The sequence below is a fragment of the Variovorax sp. PvP013 genome, assembly GCF_050435945.1.
GTDB lineage: Bacteria > Pseudomonadota > Gammaproteobacteria > Burkholderiales > Burkholderiaceae_C > Variovorax.
Window position 1 is genome coordinate 32,862 of the sequence record NZ_JBNDLF010000001.1, and the last position, 20,335, is coordinate 53,196.

Annotated in this window: 19 protein-coding genes and 3 tRNA genes; 14 read left to right on the forward strand and 8 right to left on the reverse strand. The window is 70.2% G+C overall.

The annotated features are described in order from the left end of the window. Window positions 1–19: 19 nt before the first annotated feature. Both ABID77_RS00155 and ABID77_RS00160 read right to left on the reverse strand, forming a co-directional pair. Window positions 20–3,658, reverse strand: a complete 3,639-nt coding sequence (locus tag ABID77_RS00155; protein ID WP_429589136.1) for a response regulator — start codon at window positions 3,656–3,658, stop codon at window positions 20–22. A gap of 108 nt (window positions 3,659–3,766) precedes the next feature. After that, the gene (locus ABID77_RS00160) at window positions 3,767–4,723 is read right to left on the reverse strand and encodes an alpha/beta fold hydrolase (RefSeq protein ID WP_429589139.1); all 957 of its coding nucleotides are present in this window, start codon (window positions 4,721–4,723) and stop codon (window positions 3,767–3,769) included. A 147-nt stretch (window positions 4,724–4,870) separates the two neighbouring features. On the opposite strand from ABID77_RS00160, the gene ABID77_RS00165 reads away from it, so the two are divergent. The 4 genes from ABID77_RS00165 to ABID77_RS00180 all read left to right on the forward strand — a co-directional run bounded on the left by ABID77_RS00165 (window position 4,871) and on the right by ABID77_RS00180 (window position 7,588). Then, the gene (locus ABID77_RS00165; protein WP_429589142.1) at window positions 4,871–5,932 is read left to right on the forward strand and encodes an aldo/keto reductase; all 1,062 of its coding nucleotides are present in this window, start codon (window positions 4,871–4,873) and stop codon (window positions 5,930–5,932) included. Window positions 5,933–5,978: 46 nt separating this feature from the next. Continuing rightward, window positions 5,979–6,473, forward strand: coding sequence for an aminoacyl-tRNA deacylase (locus tag ABID77_RS00170; RefSeq protein ID WP_429589145.1), 495 nt, complete (start codon window positions 5,979–5,981; stop codon window positions 6,471–6,473). Window positions 6,474–6,537: 64 nt separating this feature from the next. After that, entirely contained in the window at window positions 6,538–7,176 is a 639-nt protein-coding gene (gene plsY, locus ABID77_RS00175; protein WP_429589148.1) for a glycerol-3-phosphate 1-O-acyltransferase PlsY, read from the forward strand. Between the two features lie 58 nt (window positions 7,177–7,234). Continuing rightward, window positions 7,235–7,588, forward strand: coding sequence for a RidA family protein (locus ABID77_RS00180; protein WP_429589151.1), 354 nt, complete (start codon window positions 7,235–7,237; stop codon window positions 7,586–7,588). A gap of 16 nt (window positions 7,589–7,604) precedes the next feature. Here ABID77_RS00180 and ABID77_RS00185 read toward each other — a convergent pair whose 3' ends face one another. Continuing rightward, window positions 7,605–8,276 carry a retropepsin-like aspartic protease family protein gene (locus tag ABID77_RS00185; protein WP_429589155.1) on the reverse strand — a complete coding sequence of 224 codons (672 nt, stop codon included), beginning with the start codon at window positions 8,274–8,276 and terminating at the stop codon, window positions 7,605–7,607. 104 nt (window positions 8,277–8,380) lie between these two features. Then, the gene (locus ABID77_RS00190; RefSeq protein ID WP_429589158.1) at window positions 8,381–8,866 is read right to left on the reverse strand and encodes a YajQ family cyclic di-GMP-binding protein; all 486 of its coding nucleotides are present in this window, start codon (window positions 8,864–8,866) and stop codon (window positions 8,381–8,383) included. Window positions 8,867–8,909: 43 nt separating this feature from the next. Here ABID77_RS00190 and murB point away from each other — a divergent pair, with 43 nt between their 5' ends. Next, complete coding sequence (gene murB, locus ABID77_RS00195) at window positions 8,910–9,962, forward strand: UDP-N-acetylmuramate dehydrogenase (protein ID WP_429589161.1); 1,053 nt, start codon at window positions 8,910–8,912, stop codon at window positions 9,960–9,962. Between the two features lie 52 nt (window positions 9,963–10,014). Here murB and argG read toward each other — a convergent pair whose 3' ends face one another. The 4 genes from argG to ABID77_RS00215 all read right to left on the reverse strand — a co-directional run bounded on the left by argG (window position 10,015) and on the right by ABID77_RS00215 (window position 12,948). Then, the gene (argG, locus tag ABID77_RS00200; RefSeq protein ID WP_429589164.1) at window positions 10,015–11,361 is read right to left on the reverse strand and encodes an argininosuccinate synthase; all 1,347 of its coding nucleotides are present in this window, start codon (window positions 11,359–11,361) and stop codon (window positions 10,015–10,017) included. 18 nt (window positions 11,362–11,379) lie between these two features. Beyond that, the gene (locus ABID77_RS00205; RefSeq protein ID WP_429589167.1) at window positions 11,380–11,703 is read right to left on the reverse strand and encodes a pyrimidine/purine nucleoside phosphorylase; all 324 of its coding nucleotides are present in this window, start codon (window positions 11,701–11,703) and stop codon (window positions 11,380–11,382) included. A gap of 136 nt (window positions 11,704–11,839) precedes the next feature. Further along, entirely contained in the window at window positions 11,840–12,490 is a 651-nt protein-coding gene (locus ABID77_RS00210) for a hypothetical protein (RefSeq protein ID WP_429589171.1), read from the reverse strand. 101 nt (window positions 12,491–12,591) lie between these two features. Continuing rightward, window positions 12,592–12,948: an ArsC family reductase gene (locus ABID77_RS00215; RefSeq protein WP_429589174.1), complete on the reverse strand. Its 357-nt coding sequence runs from the start codon at window positions 12,946–12,948 to the stop codon at window positions 12,592–12,594. Between the two features lie 34 nt (window positions 12,949–12,982). Here ABID77_RS00215 and folC point away from each other — a divergent pair, with 34 nt between their 5' ends. The 9 genes from folC to ABID77_RS00260 all read left to right on the forward strand — a co-directional run bounded on the left by folC (window position 12,983) and on the right by ABID77_RS00260 (window position 20,288). Continuing rightward, the gene (gene folC / locus ABID77_RS00220; protein ID WP_429589177.1) at window positions 12,983–14,299 is read left to right on the forward strand and encodes a bifunctional tetrahydrofolate synthase/dihydrofolate synthase; all 1,317 of its coding nucleotides are present in this window, start codon (window positions 12,983–12,985) and stop codon (window positions 14,297–14,299) included. 50 nt (window positions 14,300–14,349) lie between these two features. Next, window positions 14,350–15,237, forward strand: a complete 888-nt coding sequence (locus ABID77_RS00225; protein ID WP_429589180.1) for an SPOR domain-containing protein — start codon at window positions 14,350–14,352, stop codon at window positions 15,235–15,237. A gap of 16 nt (window positions 15,238–15,253) precedes the next feature. Continuing rightward, entirely contained in the window at window positions 15,254–15,739 is a 486-nt protein-coding gene (locus ABID77_RS00230) for a CvpA family protein (RefSeq protein ID WP_429589183.1), read from the forward strand. A gap of 12 nt (window positions 15,740–15,751) precedes the next feature. Beyond that, on the forward strand, window positions 15,752–17,251 hold the full coding sequence (purF, locus tag ABID77_RS00235; RefSeq protein WP_429589186.1) for an amidophosphoribosyltransferase: 1,500 nt from the start codon (window positions 15,752–15,754) through the stop codon (window positions 17,249–17,251). Between the two features lie 23 nt (window positions 17,252–17,274). After that, window positions 17,275–18,510 carry an O-succinylhomoserine sulfhydrylase gene (locus ABID77_RS00240; RefSeq protein WP_429589189.1) on the forward strand — a complete coding sequence of 412 codons (1,236 nt, stop codon included), beginning with the start codon at window positions 17,275–17,277 and terminating at the stop codon, window positions 18,508–18,510. After that, complete coding sequence (gene gltX, locus ABID77_RS00245) at window positions 18,507–19,907, forward strand: glutamate--tRNA ligase (RefSeq protein ID WP_429589192.1); 1,401 nt, start codon at window positions 18,507–18,509, stop codon at window positions 19,905–19,907. The genes ABID77_RS00240 and gltX overlap by 4 nt, the downstream gene beginning before the upstream one ends. Window positions 19,908–19,934: 27 nt before the next feature. Continuing rightward, window positions 19,935–20,010 (forward strand) — tRNA-Ala (locus ABID77_RS00250). 56 nt (window positions 20,011–20,066) lie between these two features. Beyond that, window positions 20,067–20,142 (forward strand) — tRNA-Glu (locus tag ABID77_RS00255). Between the two features lie 69 nt (window positions 20,143–20,211). Beyond that, window positions 20,212–20,288, forward strand: a tRNA-Asp gene (locus tag ABID77_RS00260). Window positions 20,289–20,335: the final 47 nt, after the last annotated feature.

Consider the following 20,335-nt stretch of genomic DNA (forward strand, 5'->3'; position numbering starts at 1 on the left):
GGCCCCGTCGCCGGCCGCGTCACAGGCGCTCCAGGCGCGGCATCCACACGCGCATCAGCGAGAACAGGCGGTCGAGGTCGACCGGCTTGGCCAGGTAGTCGCTGGCGCCGGCGGCCAGGCACTGCTCCTGGTCGTCCTTCATGGCCTTGGCGGTGATGGTGATCACCGGCAGCTTGGCGAAGCGCGGGTCCTGGCGCAGCCGGCGCGTGGCTTCCAGGCCGTCCATCTCCGGCATCATGACGTCCATCAGCACCAGGTCGATGTCGGCCACGCGGTCGAGCTTCTCCAGCGCCTCGCGTCCGTTGCGGCCGATCTCCACGATGGCGCCGCGCTGCTCCAGCGCGCTGGTGAGGGCGAAGATGTTGCGCACGTCGTCGTCCACCAGCAGCACGCGCCGGCCCTCGAAGACGCGGTCGCGTCCGCGCGCGGTGCGCAGCATGCTGCGCCGCTCGGTGGTCATGTCGGCCTCGACCTTGTGCAGGAACAGCGTCACCTCGTCGAGCAGGCGCTCCGGCGAACGCGCGCCCTTGATGATGATCGAGCGCGAGTAGCGCATCAGTTCGGCCTCCTCGTCGCGCGTGAGGTTGCGCCCGGTGTAGACGATCACCGGCGGGAACGAGCAGATGTCCTCGCTCGACATGCGCTTGAGCAGGTCGCTGCCCTGCATGTCGGGCAGGCGCAGGTCGGTGATCATGACGTCGAAGACGCGCTCGTGCAGCAGCGCCATCGCCTCCTCGCCCGAGGCGACCGCCGTGATGGCGACGTCGTCGTCGCCGATCAGCCGCGTCACGGCCTCGCGCTGGAGCGCGTCGTCCTCCACCAGCAGCACCGACTTGAGCTTCTGCGTCAGCTTCTGCTCGAACTTGTCGAACACCTGGCGCAGCTGCTCGCGCGAGGTCGGTTTCATCGCGTACCCGATCGCGCCCATGTGCAGCGCGGTCTCGACGTGGTCGGTGCCGGAGATGACGTGGACCGGGATGTGGCGCGTGCGGGGTTCGTCCTTCAGGCGCTGCAGCACGCTCAGGCCCGGCGCGTCGGGCAGGCGCATGTCCAGCAGGACGGCGTCGGGCAGGAACTGCACCGCGAGGTCGAAGCCGTCGTGCGCGCCGTGCGCCACCAGGCAGCGGTAGCCCAGCTCGTGCGCGAGGTCGTAGAGGATGTGGGCGAACTGCGGCTCGTCCTCGATCACCAGCACGCGCCGGCCTTCGGTCTGCGTCGAGAGGCGATCGTCCGCGAAGGGGAGGGCAGTCGTGGCGCCGGGGCGCGCGCCCGCGGTGGACGGTGCCGATGGCGTCGGCGACGCGGCGCGGGATGCCGGGGCCGTGGGTGGAAAGGTCGATGCCGATGCCGATGCCGATGCCGATGCCGATGCCGATGCCGATGCCGGCGAGGCGCCGTGCGGGGTCTGCGCCGCCGTCCCGGCGCGCGCGTGGGACATGGAGGACGCGGCGGACATCGGGGCCGCCGGGGCCGCCCCGCTCGCGCCCGCCTGCGCCGCGCCGCCCGCCGCCTGCGGCGCGGCGGCCGGCAGGCTCAGCGTGAAGGTGCTGCCCGCGCCGGGCGTGCTGCGCACCCCGAGCGTGCCGCCGAGCAGCCGCGTGAGGTCGCGCGAGATCGACAGGCCCAGGCCGGTGCCGCCGTAGCGCCGGCTCGTCGTGCCGTCGGCCTGGCGGAAGGCCTCGAAGATGATCTCCTGCTGGTCGGCCGCGATGCCGATGCCCGAGTCGGTGATGGCGAAGGCCGCGCCGCCGCCGTCCGCGCCCGAGATCTGCAGCGACACCGCGCCGTGCTCGGTGAACTTGATCGCGTTGGCCAGCAGGTTCTTCAGGATCTGCTCGACGCGGTGGCGGTCGGTCAGGAGGGTCGGTGGCGCGTCCGGCGCCAGCTCGACGCGGAAGTCCAGCCGCTTCTGGCTGGCCAGCGGCGCGAAGGTCATCGACAGGCCGTCGGCCAGCGCGTTGAGCGACACCGTCTCCGTGACGATGTCGAGCTTGCCGGACTCGACCTTGGCGATGTCGAGGATGTCGTTGATGAGTTCGAGCAGGTCGTTGCCCGACGAGTGGATCGACTGCGCGAAGCGCACCTGCTCGGGCGTCAGGTTGCCCTGCGGGTTGTCGACCAGCAGCTTCGACAGGATGAGCGCGCTGTTGAGCGGCGTGCGCAGCTCGTGCGACATGTTGGCCAGGAACTCCGACTTGTAGCGGCTCGCGCGCTGCAGTTCCCGGGCGCGGTCCTCCAGGTCGGCCTGCACGCGGCGCAGGGCGGCGTTGCGCAGGTCGAGCGCCTCGGTGCGCTCGGCGAGCTGGTCGTTGGTCTGCTCCAGCTCGGCCTGCTGGTTCTCCAGCGTCGCCTGCGACTCGCGCAGGGCCCGCGACTGCTCCTCCAGCTCCTCGTTGGAGGTGCGCAGCTCCTCCTGCTGCACCTGCAGCTCCTCGTTGAGCTGCTGGGTCTCGGCCAGAACCTCCTGGAGCTGCTCGCGGTAGCGCGCGGCGGAGATGGCGTTGGCGACGTCGTCGGCCACCAGTTCGAGCAGCTGCGTGGCGCGCTCGTCCGGCGGGCTCAGGAAGCCCAGCTCGACGACGCCGTTGACGTGGCCGTCGGCGACCACCGGCAGCAGCAGCACGGCCGTCGGCGCCATGCTGCCGAGGCCGGAGTTGACCTTCAGGTAATCGGCCGACAGCGGCTCCGCGCGCATCAGCCGGCGTCCCACGGCCGCCTGACCGACCAGCCCCTGGTGCGGACCGAAGACCTGGGGCTCGGCCTCGGCCTCGGGCGAGAAGCCGTAGCTGGCGATGCGGCCGAAGCCGCCCGCGTTGTCGCGTACGTACATCGCGCCGACCGTGCTGTCGATGTGGCGGGCGAAGAAGTCGAGCACCTGGGCGCCGGCCTCCTGCAGCCCCAGCTCGCCCACCAGCCGGCCGGCGAGTTCGGTCTGGCGGCTGCGCACCCACGCCTGCTCGGCCAGCTTGGTGGCCGCGGCTTCCTGGCGGGCCAGCGTGCGCCCGTAGTCCTCCGACAGCCGCACCAGCTGCCGCCGTCCGAAGTAGGCCAGCAGGCCGGTCGCCGTGACCGTGAAGAGCAGGAACAGGCCGATGACGCCCAGGCTGGTGTTGTTGGCCTGCCTGTTGCGCTGGAAGCGCAATTGCTGCTCGACGTTCATGACCTCGGCGTAGTCGGCGCGCATGGCGTCGGTCAGGCGCTTGCCCTGGCCGCGGCGCATGGCGCTCAGGTAGTCGCCGCCGCCGCGGCGCAGGGCGATGACCTCGCTCGCGTACTGGTTCCAGGCCGTCTGCAGGGTCGTGATGCGGTCGATGCGCTCGGCCTGCGCCGGGTTGTCCTTGACCATCTCGCGCACCATGGCGAGGCTCTTGGCGATCTGCGGCTGCGCGCTGTCGTAGGGCGACAGGAAGCTCTCCTCGCCCGTGATGACGAAGCCGCGCATGCCGGTCTCCAGGTCCACGCTCAGGCGCTGCGCCTCGCTCACGTTGTGCGTGACGCGGTCGGTGTGCTCGACCCAGCCGATGACCGAGAGCAGGTAGGCGATCAGCGCGACGAACAGCACCGCGCCGAACAGGCCGCCGAGCAGTGGCAGCTTGACGTTGCGCGAGAGCATCCGTTCGAAGGCGTGCGGATCGACGACGGGATCGGTCTTGTTCATGGGGGCATGGCGCTCGAAGGCAAAAGCCGTCGAGTCTGCCAGGGACGCGGGCCGTGATCCTGTGGGAAAAGAACGCGAGGTGGCCCGGGGCGCGCCGGGGCGATCCGGTCAGGCGGTCGGCGACGGCCGCAGGAAATCCTCGATCAGCCGCGCGACGCGCAGCGGCTGGTCGTGGTGGAGCATGTGGCCGGCGTCCTCCACCACCGCGATGCGCGCGTCGGGCACGGCGGCCAGCCGCGCGCGGTACTCGGCGCGCGTGTAGCGGCCCTTCCAGCGCGCGAAGCCGTCGTCGGCCGCCTCGACGGCCAGCACCGGCGCGGCGATGCAGGCGTAGAGGGCGACGGCCTCGTCGGCGCGGTAGATGTTCGCGTTGACCACCTTGTGCGCGGCGTCGCCCAGGATCGCCCAGCGCGTGCCGCCGTCGCCGACCGGGTCGCGCGCGTCGTCCACGGGCGCGGCCCAGTGGCGCGCCAGCCACCGCGCCTTGTCCTGCGCGATGCGCGGGTTGGTCTTCGTCAGGCGCCGCGCCACGCCCTCCGGGCCGTCGTAGGTCTGCAGGGCCAGCTCGCCGCGGTGCAGGCGCTTGAGCTGGTCGATCCAGTCGGCGTAGCGCCGGGGCGCGTCCTCGGGCGCCAGGGCCGGCATGCCGAAGCCTTCGAGGTTCACCAGTCGCCGCACCCGCTGCGGCCGCACGCCGGCGTACTGCATCGCGATGTTGCCGCCCATGCTGTGGCCGACCAGGTCGACCGGCGCGTCGCCGGCGAAGCGGTCGAGCAGCCATTCGAGGTCGGCGAGGTAGTCGGGCATCCAGTGGTTGTCGACCGCGCCGCCGGGACCTCCCGGCGTGCGGCCGAAGCCGCGCCAGTCCGGCGCGACGACGAAACGCGATTCCGCCAGCGCGTCGACCACGAACTGCCACGAGGCCGAGACGTCCATCCAGCCGTGCAGCAACACCAGCGGCGGACGTTCCGCGGAGGGTTCGCCCCACAGCCGGACGTGATAGGGCAGTCCGCGCACGTCGACGGTCTCGCTGCGGGAGGGGAAGCGGGGTTCGTAGAGGGACATGGGACCGATCATAGGAAGCCTGCGAGGGGCGCGCGGCGCGGGTCGCGCTTCGCGGGCGATCGGCGCCCGACGGGGGTGGAGGAGGGCGTTAGAGTGCCTCTCCTGTTCCTCTCCATCCCGGACCGTCTCGCAACGGCCGCCTCCACCATGCAACGCATCCGACTCGGGCAGAGCGATCTGCACGTCACCCCCATCTGCCTCGGCACCATGACCTTCGGCGAGCAGGTCGACGAGGCCGCCGCCCACGCCATCCTCGACCGCGCGCTCGAACGCGGCATCGACTTCCTCGACACCGCCGAGATGTATGCGGTGCCCGCGCGCGAGGCGACCTACGGCGCCACCGAGACCATCATCGGCCGCTGGTTCGCCAGCCGCCCCGGCGCGCGCGGCAAGGTCACGCTGGCCACCAAGGTCGCCGGCCCGTCGCGCGGTATGCCGTGGGTGCGCAAGGGCACGGGCATGACCGCAGCCGACATCGTCGCCTCCTGCGACGCCAGCCTGCGCCGCCTGCAGACCGACGTCATCGACCTCTACCAGATCCACTGGCCCGAGCGCCACGTGCCGGCTTTCGGCACCCTGTACTACGACCCGGCCAAGGAGACCTCCGCCACGCCGATCCACGAGCAGCTCGAAGCGCTCGGTGGTCTGGTCAAGGCCGGCAAGGTGCGCCACATCGGCCTGTCCAACGAGACGCCCTACGGCGTGCACGAGTTCGTCCGCCTGGCCGAGCAGCACGGCCTGCCGCGTGTGGCGACGGTGCAGAACGTCTACTGCCTGGTCAGCCGCGCACTGGAGAACGGCCTGGACGAGACGATGCACCGGCTGGGCGTCTCGTTGCTGGCCTATTCGCCGCTCGCCTTCGGCCTGCTGACGGGCAAGTACGACCAGAGCGGCATCGACGGACCGGAGGCACCCAAGGGCGCCCGCATCGCGAGCTACGAGTCCGTACGCAAGCAGCGCTGGGGCCGGCCGGACGCATTGACCGCCGCCCGCCGCTACAACCAGCTCGCGCGCGACCACGGCCTGACGCCGACGCAGCTGGCCCTGGCGTTTTGCTACACGAAATGGCAGGTGGCCAGCACGATCATCGGCGTGACCTCGGTGGCGCAGTTGGACGAGGACGTGGATGCGTGGGGCACGACGCTGTCGGCGGAGGTGCTGGCGGAGATCGATCGGATCCGGTGGGAGTTGCGCGATCCGGCGAATTGAATCCAAGGATCGACTCGTATCCGTTTTATCGTCACGAGGAGGATGAATGGCGACTCGCAAGGCCCACGTCTCGGAAACCCCGGCGACGCAACTGCTGCGCGCCAACGGCATCGCCTTCACCGAGCATCCCTACGCGTACCTCGACAAGGGCGGCGCCCGCCACAGCGCCGCCGTGCTCGGCCTCGACCCGGCCACCGTCGTCAAGACGCTCGTCATGCAGGACCAGGACGCCAAGCCGCTCCTGGTGCTGATGCACGGCGACCGCACCGTCTCGACCAAGAACCTCGCGCGCCAGATCGGCGCCAAGTCGGTCGAGCCCTGCAAGCCCGAGGTCGCCGACCGTCACAGTGGCTACCGGGTGGGCGGCACCTCGCCCTTCGCCACCCGGCGCGCCATGCCGGTGTTCGTCGAGTCGACCATCCTCGCGCTGCCGTGGATCGCCATCAACGGCGGGCGGCGCGGCTACCTGATCGGCATCGATCCGCGGGTGTGCACGACGCTGCTGGGCGCGCGGCCGGTGCAGTGCGCGCTGGCAGAATAGCCGGCCCGCCGACGGCCGAAACGCCGCGATCGCGGCGCGGCGCCGTCAGTCCCGGAGACCCCCCTTGAGCTTCCACCTTCCCTCGTTCATCGCGATCGTCCTGGCATACCTGCTGGGCTCGCTGTCCTTCGCCGTGATCGTGAGCCGCTCGCTCGGCATGGAGGACCCGCGCAGCTACGGCAGCGGCAATCCCGGCGCGACCAACGTGCTGCGCTCGGGCCGCAAGGGCGCCGCGCTGGCGACCCTGCTGCTCGACGCGCTCAAGGGCTGGGTGCCGGTCTTCATCATCCGGCTGGTCGGACCCGACCTGGGGATGGGGCCGGGCACCGCCGCGCTGGCCGGGCTGGCGGCCTTCCTCGGCCACCTCTATCCGGTGTTCTTCGGCTTCCAGGGTGGCAAGGGCGTGGCGACGGCGGCGGGCGCGCTGTTCGGCATCGACTGGCTGCTGGGGCTGGCCACCGGCACCACGTGGGCCATCGTCGCCTTCTTCTTCCGCTACTCGTCCCTCGCCTCGATCGTCGCGGCCTTCTTCGCGCCGGCCTTCTACCTGGTCGTCGGCGGCACCATCGCCTGGGTGCCGGACCGCACGGTGCTCGTCAGCCTGATCGTCATGAGCCTGCTGCTGATCTGGCGGCACCGCGAGAACATCCGACGCCTGGCGGCGGGCACCGAGTCGAAGCTCGGGAGCAGGAAGAAGCCTTAGCCGCCCCGGCCACCGATCGTCCTTCCCTTTTCCAACACCTCATCGAGATCACCACCCCATGGGCGACATCCAACGCTTCCACGTCGGCGCACGGCTGAGCGAGACCGCCGTGCACAACGGCACCGTCTACCTCGCCGGCCAGGTCGCCGACGACACCGCCGCCGACCTGCGCGGCCAGACCGCCCAGGTGCTGGCGATGGTCGACCGCCTGCTGGCCGAGGCCGGCAGCGACAAGACCTGCATCCTCGCGACGCAGATCTTCCTGACCGACATCGGCCGGATCGGCGAGATGAACGAGGTCTGGGACGCCTGGGTGCCGGCCGGCCACACGCCGCCGCGCGCCACCGTGCAGGCGGCGCTGGCCAACCCGGCCTACCTCATCGAGATCGTGGTGACGGCCGCGCAGCGCTGAGCCGCATCCGACGATTTCAGTAGCGCTTCTCCAGCACCATCTGGTCGCTGTCGCGCCGCATCGAGAAGCGGCCGATGAAGCTGTTGCCCAGCAGCACGTAGGGCATCGGCTGCGGGGCGACGATGGCCTCGACGCCGGCGACCTCCACGTCGCCCACGCGCACCGCGTCGAGCCGCACCTGCCAGCCCTGCACCACGCCGTTGGCCGTGCCGATGCGCACCGGCGGGCCGCCCTGGTAGTCGAGGCCGATGCGCTCGGCGTCGGCGACCGACAGGGCCACGGACGTGGCGCCGGTGTCGAGCAGGAAACGCACCGCGCGCCCGTTGATGGCGCCGTCGGCCATGAAATGCCCGCCGCTGCCCGCCGGCAGCACGATGCGCGTGCCGTTGCCGCCCGCGCCGCGCGCCGTGCCGCCGATGCTGACGGGCGTGTCCATGCGCAGGGTGGCGCGCCGGCCGTCACCGGTCTCGACAACGGCCTGGCCGTCGGCCAGCGACACCAGCCGCACGTCGCGGTGCCGCTCGCCGACCGCCACGGTCTTGGGCGCCGCGCCGTCGACGACCAGGATCGCGCGGTTGCCGATGGTGCCGGTCAGCGTGACCGACGACGCGGCCCGCGCCGCGCCCGCCAGCGCGAGCAGGCCGGCCAGAAGCAGGGTCGGCAGCGGGAGGGCCCGGGCGATGCGCATGAGGGGTTCTCGCGACGAGCGGCGTCGGGCCGGCCGGCTGGCGGGGAGGAAGGAGAGGAGGGCGGTAGCACGCGACCGGGGCGGGGCGTGCCGCCGGCGGCGCTTCAGTCGCGGAAGTTGTCGAAGCTCAAGGGCATGTCCGGCACGTCCTTCTTGATGAGCGCCATGGCGGCCTGCAGGTCGTCGCGCTTGGCGCCGGTCACGCGCACGGCGTCGCCCTGGATGGCGGCCTGCACCTTGAGCTTGCTGTCCTTGATCAGGCGCTGGATCTTCTTGGAGGTCTCGGTCTCGATGCCGCTCTTGACCTTGATGACCTGCTTGACCTTGTCGCCGCCGATCTTCTGCACGTCGCCCTTGTCGAGGAAGCGCACGTCGACGCTGCGCTTGGTCAGCTTGGCGCGCAGGATGTCCTCGACCTGCACGAGCTGGAACTCGGCGTCGCCGATCATCGTGATCTCCTTGTCCTTGAGCTCGACCGACGCGGACGTGCCCTTGAAGTCGAAGCGGGTGGCGATCTCCTTGGCCGTGTTCTCGACGGCGTTCTTGACTTCGGGGAGATTGGGTTCGCAGACGGTGTCGAATGAAGGCATGGCGGGTCCTGGGATGGCGCGGGGTGAATGCGACAATTCTCACATGATCGTGGAGTCCAACGTCCCCCTGCAGCCCTACAACAGCTTCGGCATCGTCGCCCGCGCGCAGCACCTGGCGCGCGTCGCGTCGGAGGCCGACGTGCTGTCCCTGCAGGCCGACGCGCGCTGGCGCGAGGCGCCGAAGTTCGTGCTCGGGGGCGGCAGCAACATCGTGCTGACGGGCGACGTCAAGCCACTGGTGCTCAAGGTGGAGATCATGGGCCGGCGGCTGGTGGAGGAAACCCCGCGCGCCTGGATCATCGAGGCCGGCGCCGGCGAGAACTGGCACGAGACGGTGCGCTGGACGGTGGAGAACGGTTTTCCCGGCCTGGAGAACCTGGCGATGATCCCCGGCACGGTCGGCGGCTCGCCGGTGCAGAACATCGGCGCCTACGGGGTCGAACTGCAGGACCGCTTCGACTCGCTCGACGCCATCGATTTCGAGACCGGCCGCACCTTCACGCTCGACGCGGCGCAGTGCGCCTTCGGCTACCGCGATTCGGTCTTCAAGCACGTGGCCAGCGGCGCCAACGACTTCGGCCTGGCCGGGCGGGCGCTGATCACGCGGGTGCGCTTCCGGCTGCCCAAGCCGTGGAAGCCGGTGGTGGGGTACTTCGATCTCGAACGCAAGATGGAGGAGGCCGGCAACTTCACGCCCGACGCCGCCGACGTCTTCGAGTGGGTCTGCCAGATCCGCCGCGCCAAGCTGCCCGACTGGCGCGTGCTGGGCAATGCCGGCAGCTTCTTCAAGAACCCGACCGTCACCTCCGAGCAGTGCGCCGACATCATCGCGCGCGAGCCCCGGATCGTGCACTACCCGATGGACGACGGCAGCGTGAAGCTGGCCGCCGGCTGGCTCATCGACGCCTGCGGCTGGAAGGGCAAGTCGGTCGGCAACGCCGGCGTCTACGAGCGCCAGGCGCTGGTGCTGGTCAACCGGGGCGGCACGGAGAACCCGGTGACAGGGGGCGAGGTGATGACATTGGCCAAGGCGATCCAGACCAGCGTGTACGAGCGCTTCGGGATTCGCCTGGAACCCGAGCCCGTCGTGGTCTGAATGAAAAAAGCCACCGCGTCGCGGTGGCTTTTTTCATCGGAAGCCGACGGGCTTATTCGGCGGCTTCGTCGTCGTTCGCCAGGCGGGGCAGCGAAGCGCCGGCGCTCTGCGAGAGCAGGCCGGTGCGGGTGTAGATGCCCAGCTTGTCGCGGGTGTCGACGATGTCGAGGTTGCGCATGGTCAGCTGGCCGATGCGGTCGGCCGGCGAGAAGGGCGCGTCCTCGACCTTCTCCATGCTCAGGCGCTCGGGCTTGTAGGTCAGGTTGGACGACACCGTGTTCAGGATCGAGTAGTCGTTGCCGCGGCGCAGCTCGACCGTGACCTCGCCCGTCACCGCGCGCGCCACCCAGCGCTGGGCGGCCTCGCGCAGCATGATGGCCTGCGGGTCGAACCAACGGCCCTGGTAGAGCAGCCGGCCGAGCTTGCGGCCGCTGTCGCGGTACTGCTCGATGGTGTCCTCGTTGTGGATGCCCGTGACCAGGCGCTCGTAGGCGATGAACAGCAGCGCCAGGCCGGGGGCCTCGTAGATGCCGCGGCTCTTGGCCTCGATGATGCGGTTCTCGATCTGGTCGCTCATGCCCAGGCCGTGACGCCCGCCGATGCGGTTGGCCTCCAGGATCAGCGAGACCAGGTCGGGATATTCGGTGCCGTTCAAGGCGACCGGACGGCCCTCCTCGAAGCGCACGGTGACGGTCTCGCGCTGGATCTGAACCTCGTCCTTCCAGAAGGCGACGCCCATGATCGGATTGACGATCTGCATGCCGGTGGCGAGGTCTTCCAGGTCCTTGGCCTCGTGCGTGGCGCCCAGCATGTTGGAGTCGGTCGAGTAGGCCTTCTCGGCCGACATCTTGTAGCCGAAGCCGGCGGCCGTCATGAACGCCGACATCTCGGCGCGGCCGCCCAGCTCGTCGATGAACAGCTGGTCGAGCCAGGGCTTGTAGATCTTCAGCGCCGGGTTGGTCAGCAGGCCGTAGCGGTAGAAGCGCTCGATGTCGTTGCCCTTGAAGGTGCTGCCGTCGCCCCAGATGTGGACGTCGTCCTCCTTCATGGCCGACACCAGCATGGTGCCGGTCACGGCGCGGCCGAGCGGCGTCGTGTTGAAGTAGGTCACGCCCGCGGTGGTGACGTGGAAGGCGCCGGCCTGCAGCGCGGCGAGGCCCTCGGCGGCGAGCTGGCTGCGGCAGTCGATCAGCCGGGCGCGCTCGGCGCCGTACTGCATCGCCTTGCGCGGGATCTCCTCGTAGTCGGGCTCGTCGGGCTGGCCGAGGTTGGCGGTGTAGGCATAGGGGATCGCGCCCTTCTGCTTCATCCAGTGCAGCGCGGCGCTGGTGTCCAAGCCCCCGGAGAAGGCGATGCCGACCTTCTGGCCGGCGGGTACGTTTTGCAGGATCGTCGACATGCGAATGGAACTCCGGGTTCAGCCGAAATGGCAGATGTAGCTGTAGGGCTCGCCCGCGACGCGGATCTGGAACGAGGAATCGCCGGGCACGTCGAACTTGTCGCCGGGGCCGGCGCCGATCCATTCGCTGCTCCCCGCGAGCAGGTACTCGCAGCGGCCGGACGTGCCTTCCATGACCTCGGGCGCGCCGGTGTTGAAGGTGAGGGTGGACGGCAGGATCACGCCGACCGATTTCTTGCTGCCGTCGGCGAGCGTCAGGCTGTGGCTGACGCACTTGCCGTCGAAGTACACGTTGGCCTTGGTGGCGACGGCCGTGCAGGCCAGGGATTCGTTGATCGTCATAGCGGAGTGCCCGGCCGTGGTGCGAGGGGTGCGTTTCCGCCGGAGGGAAAGCATGTTTCGCACCAGCGCGTCCGTTCGGTGGCGCAGAAGGTGTTGGAAGGAGCGGAATTCTAGGCCGGCGCGCCCCCGGCCGTGCTCAACGCCGCCAGCCGCCGTGGCGGTGGCCGCCGCCCCAGCCGCGCGAGTAGCCCAGGTTCAACGACAGGCCGATGGGCGAGTAGAAGGGCGAGCCGTAGCCATAGCCGTACCCGCCGTAGCCGTACCCGTAGCCCGGGTGCACGTAGACCGGTGGCGCCACGTAGACCGGCGGCGCCGCGACGTAGCCGGGGGCCGCGTAATACGCGGTCTGCGCGGGCGCGGCGCCGGCCGACACCACCATGCCTTGCTCCGGCACGACGCGGTCCCACGGCGAGCGGTCGTCGACGGCGTCCGTGGACGTCACGGTGTTCGACCCCGCCGGTTCGCCCACGGGCAGCGTGGCGACGCCGTAGGCATTGACTTCCACCGGCACGGTCGGGCCGGGGTAGGTGGCGGTGCGCATCGAATAGGAGCGCCCCTCGTACTGATAGGTGACGTTGTAGGCGGTGCCGCCATTGGAGTCGGTGACTTGGTTGACCGAGGTCACACGGGCCTGGACCTGGCGGGTGGGCTGGGAGGACGGGGAGGGCGACGTGGAATAGGTGGAGGAGGGGGCCTGGGTCTGGGCCGCCGCCGGGCCGGCGAGCAGCGCCGTGCCGATCAGGAGGCCGAGGGCGGCCAGGGGCATCTTCTTGTTGCTGTCTTGCATGTCGATCTCCTTGGAGGGGAAAAGTGACGGGACGATGGCGCCCGTGGACCGGTTGGAGGCGTTTGCCGCGCCCGGGTTCAATGCGTCGCGCGTCCGACCCGTCAGCCGGTGGCCGCCTCCCAGCGTGCGGCGTCGAAACCGATCGTCGCCTCGCGGCCCGGGCCCCAGTCGACCACGGGGCGCCTGACGAGGCTCGGGTGCGCGAGCAGCACGGCCCGCGCCGAGGCCGCGTCGACGACGCCCGCGCGCGTGGCCTCGTCGAGCCGGCGCCAGGTGGTGCCACGGCGGTTGACCAGCGCCTCCCAGCCCTGGGCGGCGAGCCAGCGGTCCAGTTCGGCCTCGGGCACGCCGTGGGTCTTGAAATCGTGGAAGCGGTAGGGCACGCCGCGCGCGTCGAGCCAGGCCCGGGCGCGCCGGACGGTGTCGCAATTCGGGATGCCATAGAGGGTCGTCGTCATCGCGCCATCATGCCGGCGTGTCGAGTGGGCGACAATGCCGGGCTCCATGAAAACCCTCGCCGACTGGCTCGCTTACGTCGAGCAACTGCACGCCAAGACGATCGACATGGGCCTCGACCGCGTGCGCGCGGTGGCGCAAGCGCTCGGCCTGACCTTCGACTGCCCGGTGATCACGGTCGCCGGCACCAACGGCAAGGGCTCGACCTGCGCGATGCTCGAGTCGATCCTCGCCAACGCGGGCTACAAGACGGCGGTCTTCACCTCGCCGCACCTGGTGCGCTTCGAAGAGCGGCTTCGGCTGCGGGGCGAGGCGGTCGAGGGCGATCACCTGCTGGCGCACTTCGAGGCCGTGGAACGCGCGCGCGGCGACACCACGCTCACCTACTTCGAATTCACGACGCTGGCCATCCTGCACTGCATGGCCGAGGCCAAGCCCGACGTCGCGATCCTGGAGGTCGGCCTCGGCGGCCGGCTCGACGCCGTCAACATCGTCGACGCCGACTGCGCGGTCATCACCAGCATCGACCTCGACCACATGGACCTGCTGGGCCCCGACCGCGAAAGCATCGGTTTCGAGAAGGCCGGCATCCTGCGCGCCGGCCGCCCGGCCATCGTCAGCGACCCGATGCCGCCGCAGAGCGTGATCGACCACGCGCGCGCCATCGGCGCCGACCTGTGGCGCTTCGGACACGACTTCAACGTCTCAGGCGACAAGCAGCAGTGGGGCTGGAGCGGCCGCGGCCGGCGCTACAGCGGCCTGGCCTATCCGGCCCTGCGCGGCGCCAACCAGCTGATCAACGCGGCCGGCGTGCTGGCCGCGCTGGAGGCCCTGCGGCCGATCCTGCCGATCACGGCCCAGGCCGTGCGCACCGGGCTGGCGCTGGTCGAACTGCCGGGGCGCTTCCAGATCGTGCCGGGCGAGCCGGTGCTGGTGCTGGACGTGGCGCACAACGCGCACGCCGTCGCGGCGCTGGCCGAGAACCTCGACGCCATGGGCTTCTATCCGACCACGCACGCCGTCTTCGGCGTCATGGCGGACAAGGATCTCGCGCCGATCCTGGCGCGCATCGGTCCGCAGATCGACCGCTGGTACTTCACCGACCTGCCCACCCCGCGCGCGGCCCGCGCGGCCGACGTGATGGCGGCGTGGCAGGCGCAGAACACCCGCACCGATGCCGCCGCCAGCGTGCACGCGGCGCCCCTGCCGGCCCTCGCCGCCGCCCTGGAGGCGGCCGACCCGGCTGATAGAATCGTGGTCTTCGGATCGTTCTTCACCGTGGGTGGCGTGCTCGAACACGGCACACCCCGCCTGCAGGCCAAGCACCTGCTGCCCGGCTCCCGATCGGCCTGATGGCACGACGCCCTGTTTCCTCCCACGCTGCTCATCAGGAATCGAATTTCATGGCGTTCTTCAAGTTTCGCTCCCGTGGCCCCCAGGCCAACGAGGGGCGCAACACCAGCGCTGCCGCCGTGCCGGCGGAGAGCGTCGAATCCATGCGCCGCCGCGCGCGCCATCGGCTGCTCGGCGCCGCCATCCTGCTGCTGGTCGGCGTGATCGGCTTCCCGCTGCTGTTCGACACCCAGCCGCGCCCGATCGCGGTCGACATCCCGATCGAGATCCCGGATCGCAACAAGGTCGCGCCCCTGCCGCAGCCCGCCGCGACCGCGAAGTCCGAGACGCCGGCGGCATCCGGCGGCGACAGCCGCATCGCCCAGGCGCCGTCGTCCGGCGCCATCATCACCGAGTCCGCCGACGGCACCGAACTGCCCACCGAACGCCCCCCGACGCGCGCGCCGGCCGCGACGTCCGTGCCGGCTCCAGCTCCCGCTCCCGCCGCGAAGGCCGAGACCCCGCACAAGGCGGAGGTCAAGCCCGAGGCCAAACCCAAGCCGAAGACCGAGACCCGCCCGGAGACCGTCGCCAAGCCCGCCCCCGCGCCGAAGCCGGCCACGGCCGACGACGGCGCCCGCGCCCGGGCCCTGCTCGAAGGCCAGAACGCCGCCGCCGCACGCCAGGCCGCCGCGCCGGCCCCGGCGCCGGCTCCGGCCGCCGAGGCCAACGGCCGCTTCGTGATCCAGGTGGGCGCCTTCGCCGATGCGGCCAAGGCGCGCGAGGTGCGCCAGAAGCTCGAACGCGCCGGTCTGAAGACCTACACCAACGTCGCGAAGACGGCCGACGGCGAGCGTACGCGGGTGCGTGTCGGCCCCTTCGCCTCGCGCACGGAGGCCGACCAGGCCGCGGGCAAGGTCAAGGGACTCGCGCTGCCGGCTTCGGTGCTCGGCCTGTAGCCGGGCGCGCGGTGTCGTGGCTGCGTTCGACTGGCTGGCTCTCGCGCTGATCGGGCTGTCGGCGCTCTATGGCTTCACGCGGGGACTGGTGTTCGAGGTGATTTCGCTGCTGGGCTGGGGTGCCGCCTTCCTGTGCGCCCAGACCTTCGCGGCCGCCGTGGCGGCCTGGCTGCCGATCGGCGAGGCGGACGCGGCCTGGCGCTATCCGCTGGCCTTCGTGGTGGTGTTCGTCGGCGTCGCGTTCGGCGTCGGCATGGCGGCGTCGCTGATGCGGCGGCTGGTGTCGGCCGTCGGGCTGTCGCCGGTCGATCGGGCGCTGGGCGGGGCCTTCGGCATGGCGCGCGGCGCGGTCGTGCTGCTGGTGCTGGCGGTGATGGTTCATTTGCTGGCGTTGAGCGAGGGTGCCTGGTGGCACGAATCGCGCAGCGCCGGGGTTCTGGATGCGGCATTGCAGGGGCTCAAGCCCTCGCTGCCGGACAAATTGGCAAGCTATCTGCCTTGAGAGGATCGTTTCATGTGTGGAATCGTCGGCGTCGTCAGTCAAGCGCCCGTCAACCAACTGCTCTATGACGCCCTGCTGCTGCTGCAGCATCGCGGCCAGGACGCGGCGGGCATCGTCACCCTGCTGGAACGCAAGTTCTTCATGCAGAAGGCCAAGGGCATGGTGCGCGACGTCTTCCGCACACGCAACATGCGGGCGCTGCCGGGCGACGTCGGCCTGGGCCAGGTGCGCTATCCCACGGCCGGCAACGCCTACAGCGAGGAGGAGGCGCAGCCCTTCTACGTCAACGCGCCGTTCGGCATCGTGCTGGTGCACAACGGCAACCTGACCAACGCCCACGCGCTGCGCGCCGAGCTGTTCTCCACCGATCACCGCCACACCAACACCGAGAGCGACTCGGAGGTCCTGCTCAACGTGCTGGCCCACGAGATCGAGCGCTCCACGCGCGGCGGCTTCTTCAACTCCGACACGCTCTTCGAGGCCGTGCGCAGCGTGCACCGGCGCCTGCGCGGCTCCTACGCGGTGGTGGCGCTGATCGCCGGCCACGGCCTGCTGGCGTTCCGCGACCCCTACGGCATCCGGCCGCTGGCCATGGGCCGCGGCGCCGACGGCACCGTGATGGTGGCGAGCGAGTCGGTCGCGCTCGAGGGCTCGGGCCACGTGTTCGAGCGCAACATCGCGCCGGGCGAGGCGGTGTTCGTCGACCTGCAGGGCCAGGTGCAGTCCGCGCAGTGCGCCGACTCGCCGACGCTCAATCCGTGCATCTTCGAGTTCGTCTACCTCGCGCGGCCGGACTCGGTGCTCGACGGCATCTCGGTCTACCAGGCGCGGCTGAACCTGGGCGAGGCGCTGGCCAAGCGCGTGGTCTCGACCGTGCCGCCCAACGAGATCGACGTCATCATCCCGATCCCCGAGTCGAGCCGCCCGAGCGCCACGCAGCTCGCGCACCTGCTGGGCATCCCGTACCGCGAAGGCTTCGTGAAGAACCGCTACGTCGGCCGCACCTTCATCATGCCGGGGCAGGGCGTGCGCAAGAAGTCGGTGCGCCAGAAGCTCAACGTCATCGGCAGCGAGTTCAAGGGCCGCAACGTGCTGCTGGTGGACGACTCGATCGTGCGCGGCACCACCAGCCGCGAGATCGTGCAGATGGCGCGCGACGCCGGCGCCAACAAGGTCTACCTCGCCAGCGCCGCGCCGCCGGTGCGCTTCCCGAACGTCTACGGCATCGACATGCCGACCAAGGACGAACTCGTCGCGCACGACCGCACGGTCGAGGAGATCCGCGCCCTGATCGGCTGCGACGCGCTGATCTACCAGGACGTCGCGGCCATGAAGCGCGCCGTGGGCTCGCTCAATCCGGCGCTCGACGGCTTCGACGCCTCGTGCTTCGACGGCACCTACGTCACCGGCGACATCGACCTCGCCGCCATCACCCGCATGAACGGCAGCCGCCCGCGCGTGGAGGAGACCGAGGAGGACTCCTCGCGCCTTGCCTTGCCCAATCCCGCCTGAACCCGATCCGACCCCGCCCCGCCATGACCGACCGCACCCTGCCCGAAGGCCTGCACCGCGACACGCTCGCACTGCGCACCGCGCTCGCGCCCAGCCAGCACGGCGAGCACTCCGAGGCGCTGTTCCTCACCAGCGGCTTCGTCCAGCCCGACGCCGCCACCGGCGCGCGCCGCTTCGCCGGCACCGAGGAGGGCTTCACCTACTCGCGCACCTCCAATCCGACGGTCGTGAGCTTCGAGCAGCGCCTCGCCGCGCTCGAAGGGACCGAGGCCGCCATCGGCGCGTCCACCGGCATGGCCGCGATCCTGATGATGTGCATGGGGTTGCTCAAGGCGGGCGACCACGTCGTGTGCTCGCGCTCGGTCTTCGGCTCGACGCTCAACCTGTTCGGCAAGGAGTTCGGCAAGTTCGGCGTGCAGACGACCTTCGTCTCGCAGACCGACGTCGCCGAATGGCGCGCCGCGATGCGTCCGGAGACGCGCCTGCTGTTCGCCGAGACGCCCACCAACCCGCTGACCGACGTCTGCGACATCGCCGCCCTGGCCGAGATCGCCCACGCGGGCGGCGCGCTGCTGGCGGTTGACAACTGCTTCTGCTCGCCGGCGCTGCAGCGCCCCGTCGAGCTGGGCGCCGACCTGGTCATCCATTCGGGCACCAAGTACCTCGACGGCCAGGGGCGCGTCATGGCCGGCGCGATCTGCGGGCCGTCGAAGCTGATCGTCGACGTCTTCGGGCCCGTGGTGCGCACCGCCGGCATGGCGCTGTCGCCGTTCAACGCCTGGGTCGTGCTCAAGGGCCTGGAGACGCTGGGCATCCGCATGCAGGCGCAGTGCGCCAACGCGCTGGCCGTGGCGCGATGGCTGGAGGCGCAGCCGTCGGTGGCGCGCGTCTACTACCCCGGACTGGCCTCGCATCCGCAGCACGAGCTGGCCATGCGCCAGCAGTCGGGACTCGGCGGCGCGGTCGTCTCCTTCGACGTCCACGGCGACTCGCCCGAGACCCTGCGCGCCAACGCCTTCCACGTCATCGACAGCACGCGCGTGATCAGCATCGCCACCAACCTGGGCGACACCAAGTCGATCATCACGCACCCGGGCACGACCTCGCACGGCCGCCTGACCGAGGTGCAGCGCCAGGCCGCCGGCATCGGCCAGGGCCTGATCCGCCTGGCCGTCGGCCTCGAGCACATCGAGGACATCAAGAACGACCTCGCGCGCGGGCTCGCCACGCTGCCGGCTTCACCCTCCGTTTCCCAATGACCCGTCCCGTCCGAACCCGCATCGCCCCGTCGCCCACCGGCTTCCTCCACCTGGGCACGGCCCGCACCGCGCTCTACTCGTGGGCCTACGCGCGCCATCACGGCGGCCAGTTCGTGCTGCGCATCGAGGACACCGACGTCGCGCGTTCCACGCAGGACGCCGTCGACCAGATCCTGGCGTCGATGCGCTGGCTGGGCCTCGACCACGACGAAGGTCCGATCTACCAGATGCAGCGGCTCGACCGCTATGCCGCCGTCATCGCGCGCATGCTGGAGGAGGGCAGCGCCTACCACTGCTACTGCACGCCGCAGGAGCTCGACGAAGCCCGCGAGGCGCAGCGCGCGCGCGGCGAGAAGACCCTGTACGACCGCCGCTGGCGCCCCGAGCGCGGCAAGATCCTGCCGCCCGTGCCCGAGGGCGTGAAGCCCGTGGTGCGCTTTTGCAACCCGGTCGACGGCGACGTGACCTGGGACGACCTCGTCAAGGGCCCGATCACCATCAACAACCGCGAGATCGACGACCTGATCATCGTGCGCCCCGACGGCGTGCCGACGTACAACTTCTGCGTCGTCGTCGACGACTGGGACATGCAGATCAGCCACGTCTTCCGCGGCGACGAGCACGTCAACAACACGCCCTGGCAGATCAACATCTTCAACGCCCTGGGCGCGCCGCTGCCGCTGTTCGGCCACGTGCCGGTGATCCTGGGCGACGACGGCCACAAGCTCTCCAAGCGCAAGGGCGCCGTCAGCGTCACGGCCTACGAGGAGGACGGCTACCTGCCCGAGGCGATGCTCAACTACCTCGCGCGCCTGGGCTGGAGCCACGGCGACGAGGAGCTCTTCACGCGCGAGCAGATGGTCGCCTGGTTCGACGGCAGCCACCTCTCGCGCAGCCCGGCCCAGTGGGACCCGGCCAAGCTCAAGTGGGTCAACGCGCACCACATCAAGCAGATGGACATCGGCGCGCTGACGACGCTGGTCGCCGCCCAACTGAAGAAGCGGCACGGCATCGACGCCGACGCGCGCCTGGCCGACATCTGCGCGTTGTTCCGCGACCGCTGCGACACCACCGTGGCGCTGGCGGCGTGGGCGTCGAAGTTCTACGCCGGCATCACGCCGGCGCCGGCCGACATCGCGCAGCACGTGACCGATGCCGTGCGCCCGGCGCTGGCGACGTTGGCCGACAAGCTCGAGCAGGTGGCCGCATGGGAGAAGGCGCCGATCGCCGCGGCCATCAAGGAAACGCTCGCCGTGCACGGCCTGAAGATGCCCGCATTGGCCATGCCCGTGCGCGTGCTGGTGCTGGGCACGCCCCAGACGCCGTCGCTCGACGCGGTGCTCGCGCTCTTTTCTTCCAAAGAAATTTCGATGCGCTTGCGCGGTCTCGAAATATAGGTATATAATTCGAGTCTCGATACCAACGGGGGTATAGCTCAGCTGGGAGAGCGCTTGCATGGCATGCAAGAGGTCATCGGTTCGATCCCGTTTACCTCCACCATTGATTGCGGTATCGAGAAGACTAAGCGTTGATCGCAACGCGGTTCCTAAGGTTTTGACCCTATCGTCTAGAGGCCTAGGACACCACCCTTTCACGGTGGCTACCGGGGTTCGAATCCCCGTAGGGTCGCCAGTTTCACTTCGGTGAAGCAGGCACAAGTCGTCAGCACTTGGCTCCGCGAGGAGTGAACGTTGTCTACCAGGAGTGGTAGTTCAGTTGGTTAGAATACCGGCCTGTCACGCCGGGGGTCGCGGGTTCGAGTCCCGTCCACTCCGCCAGCTATGGAAGCCCTTGTAAGTCAATGACTTGCAGGGGCTTTTCCTTT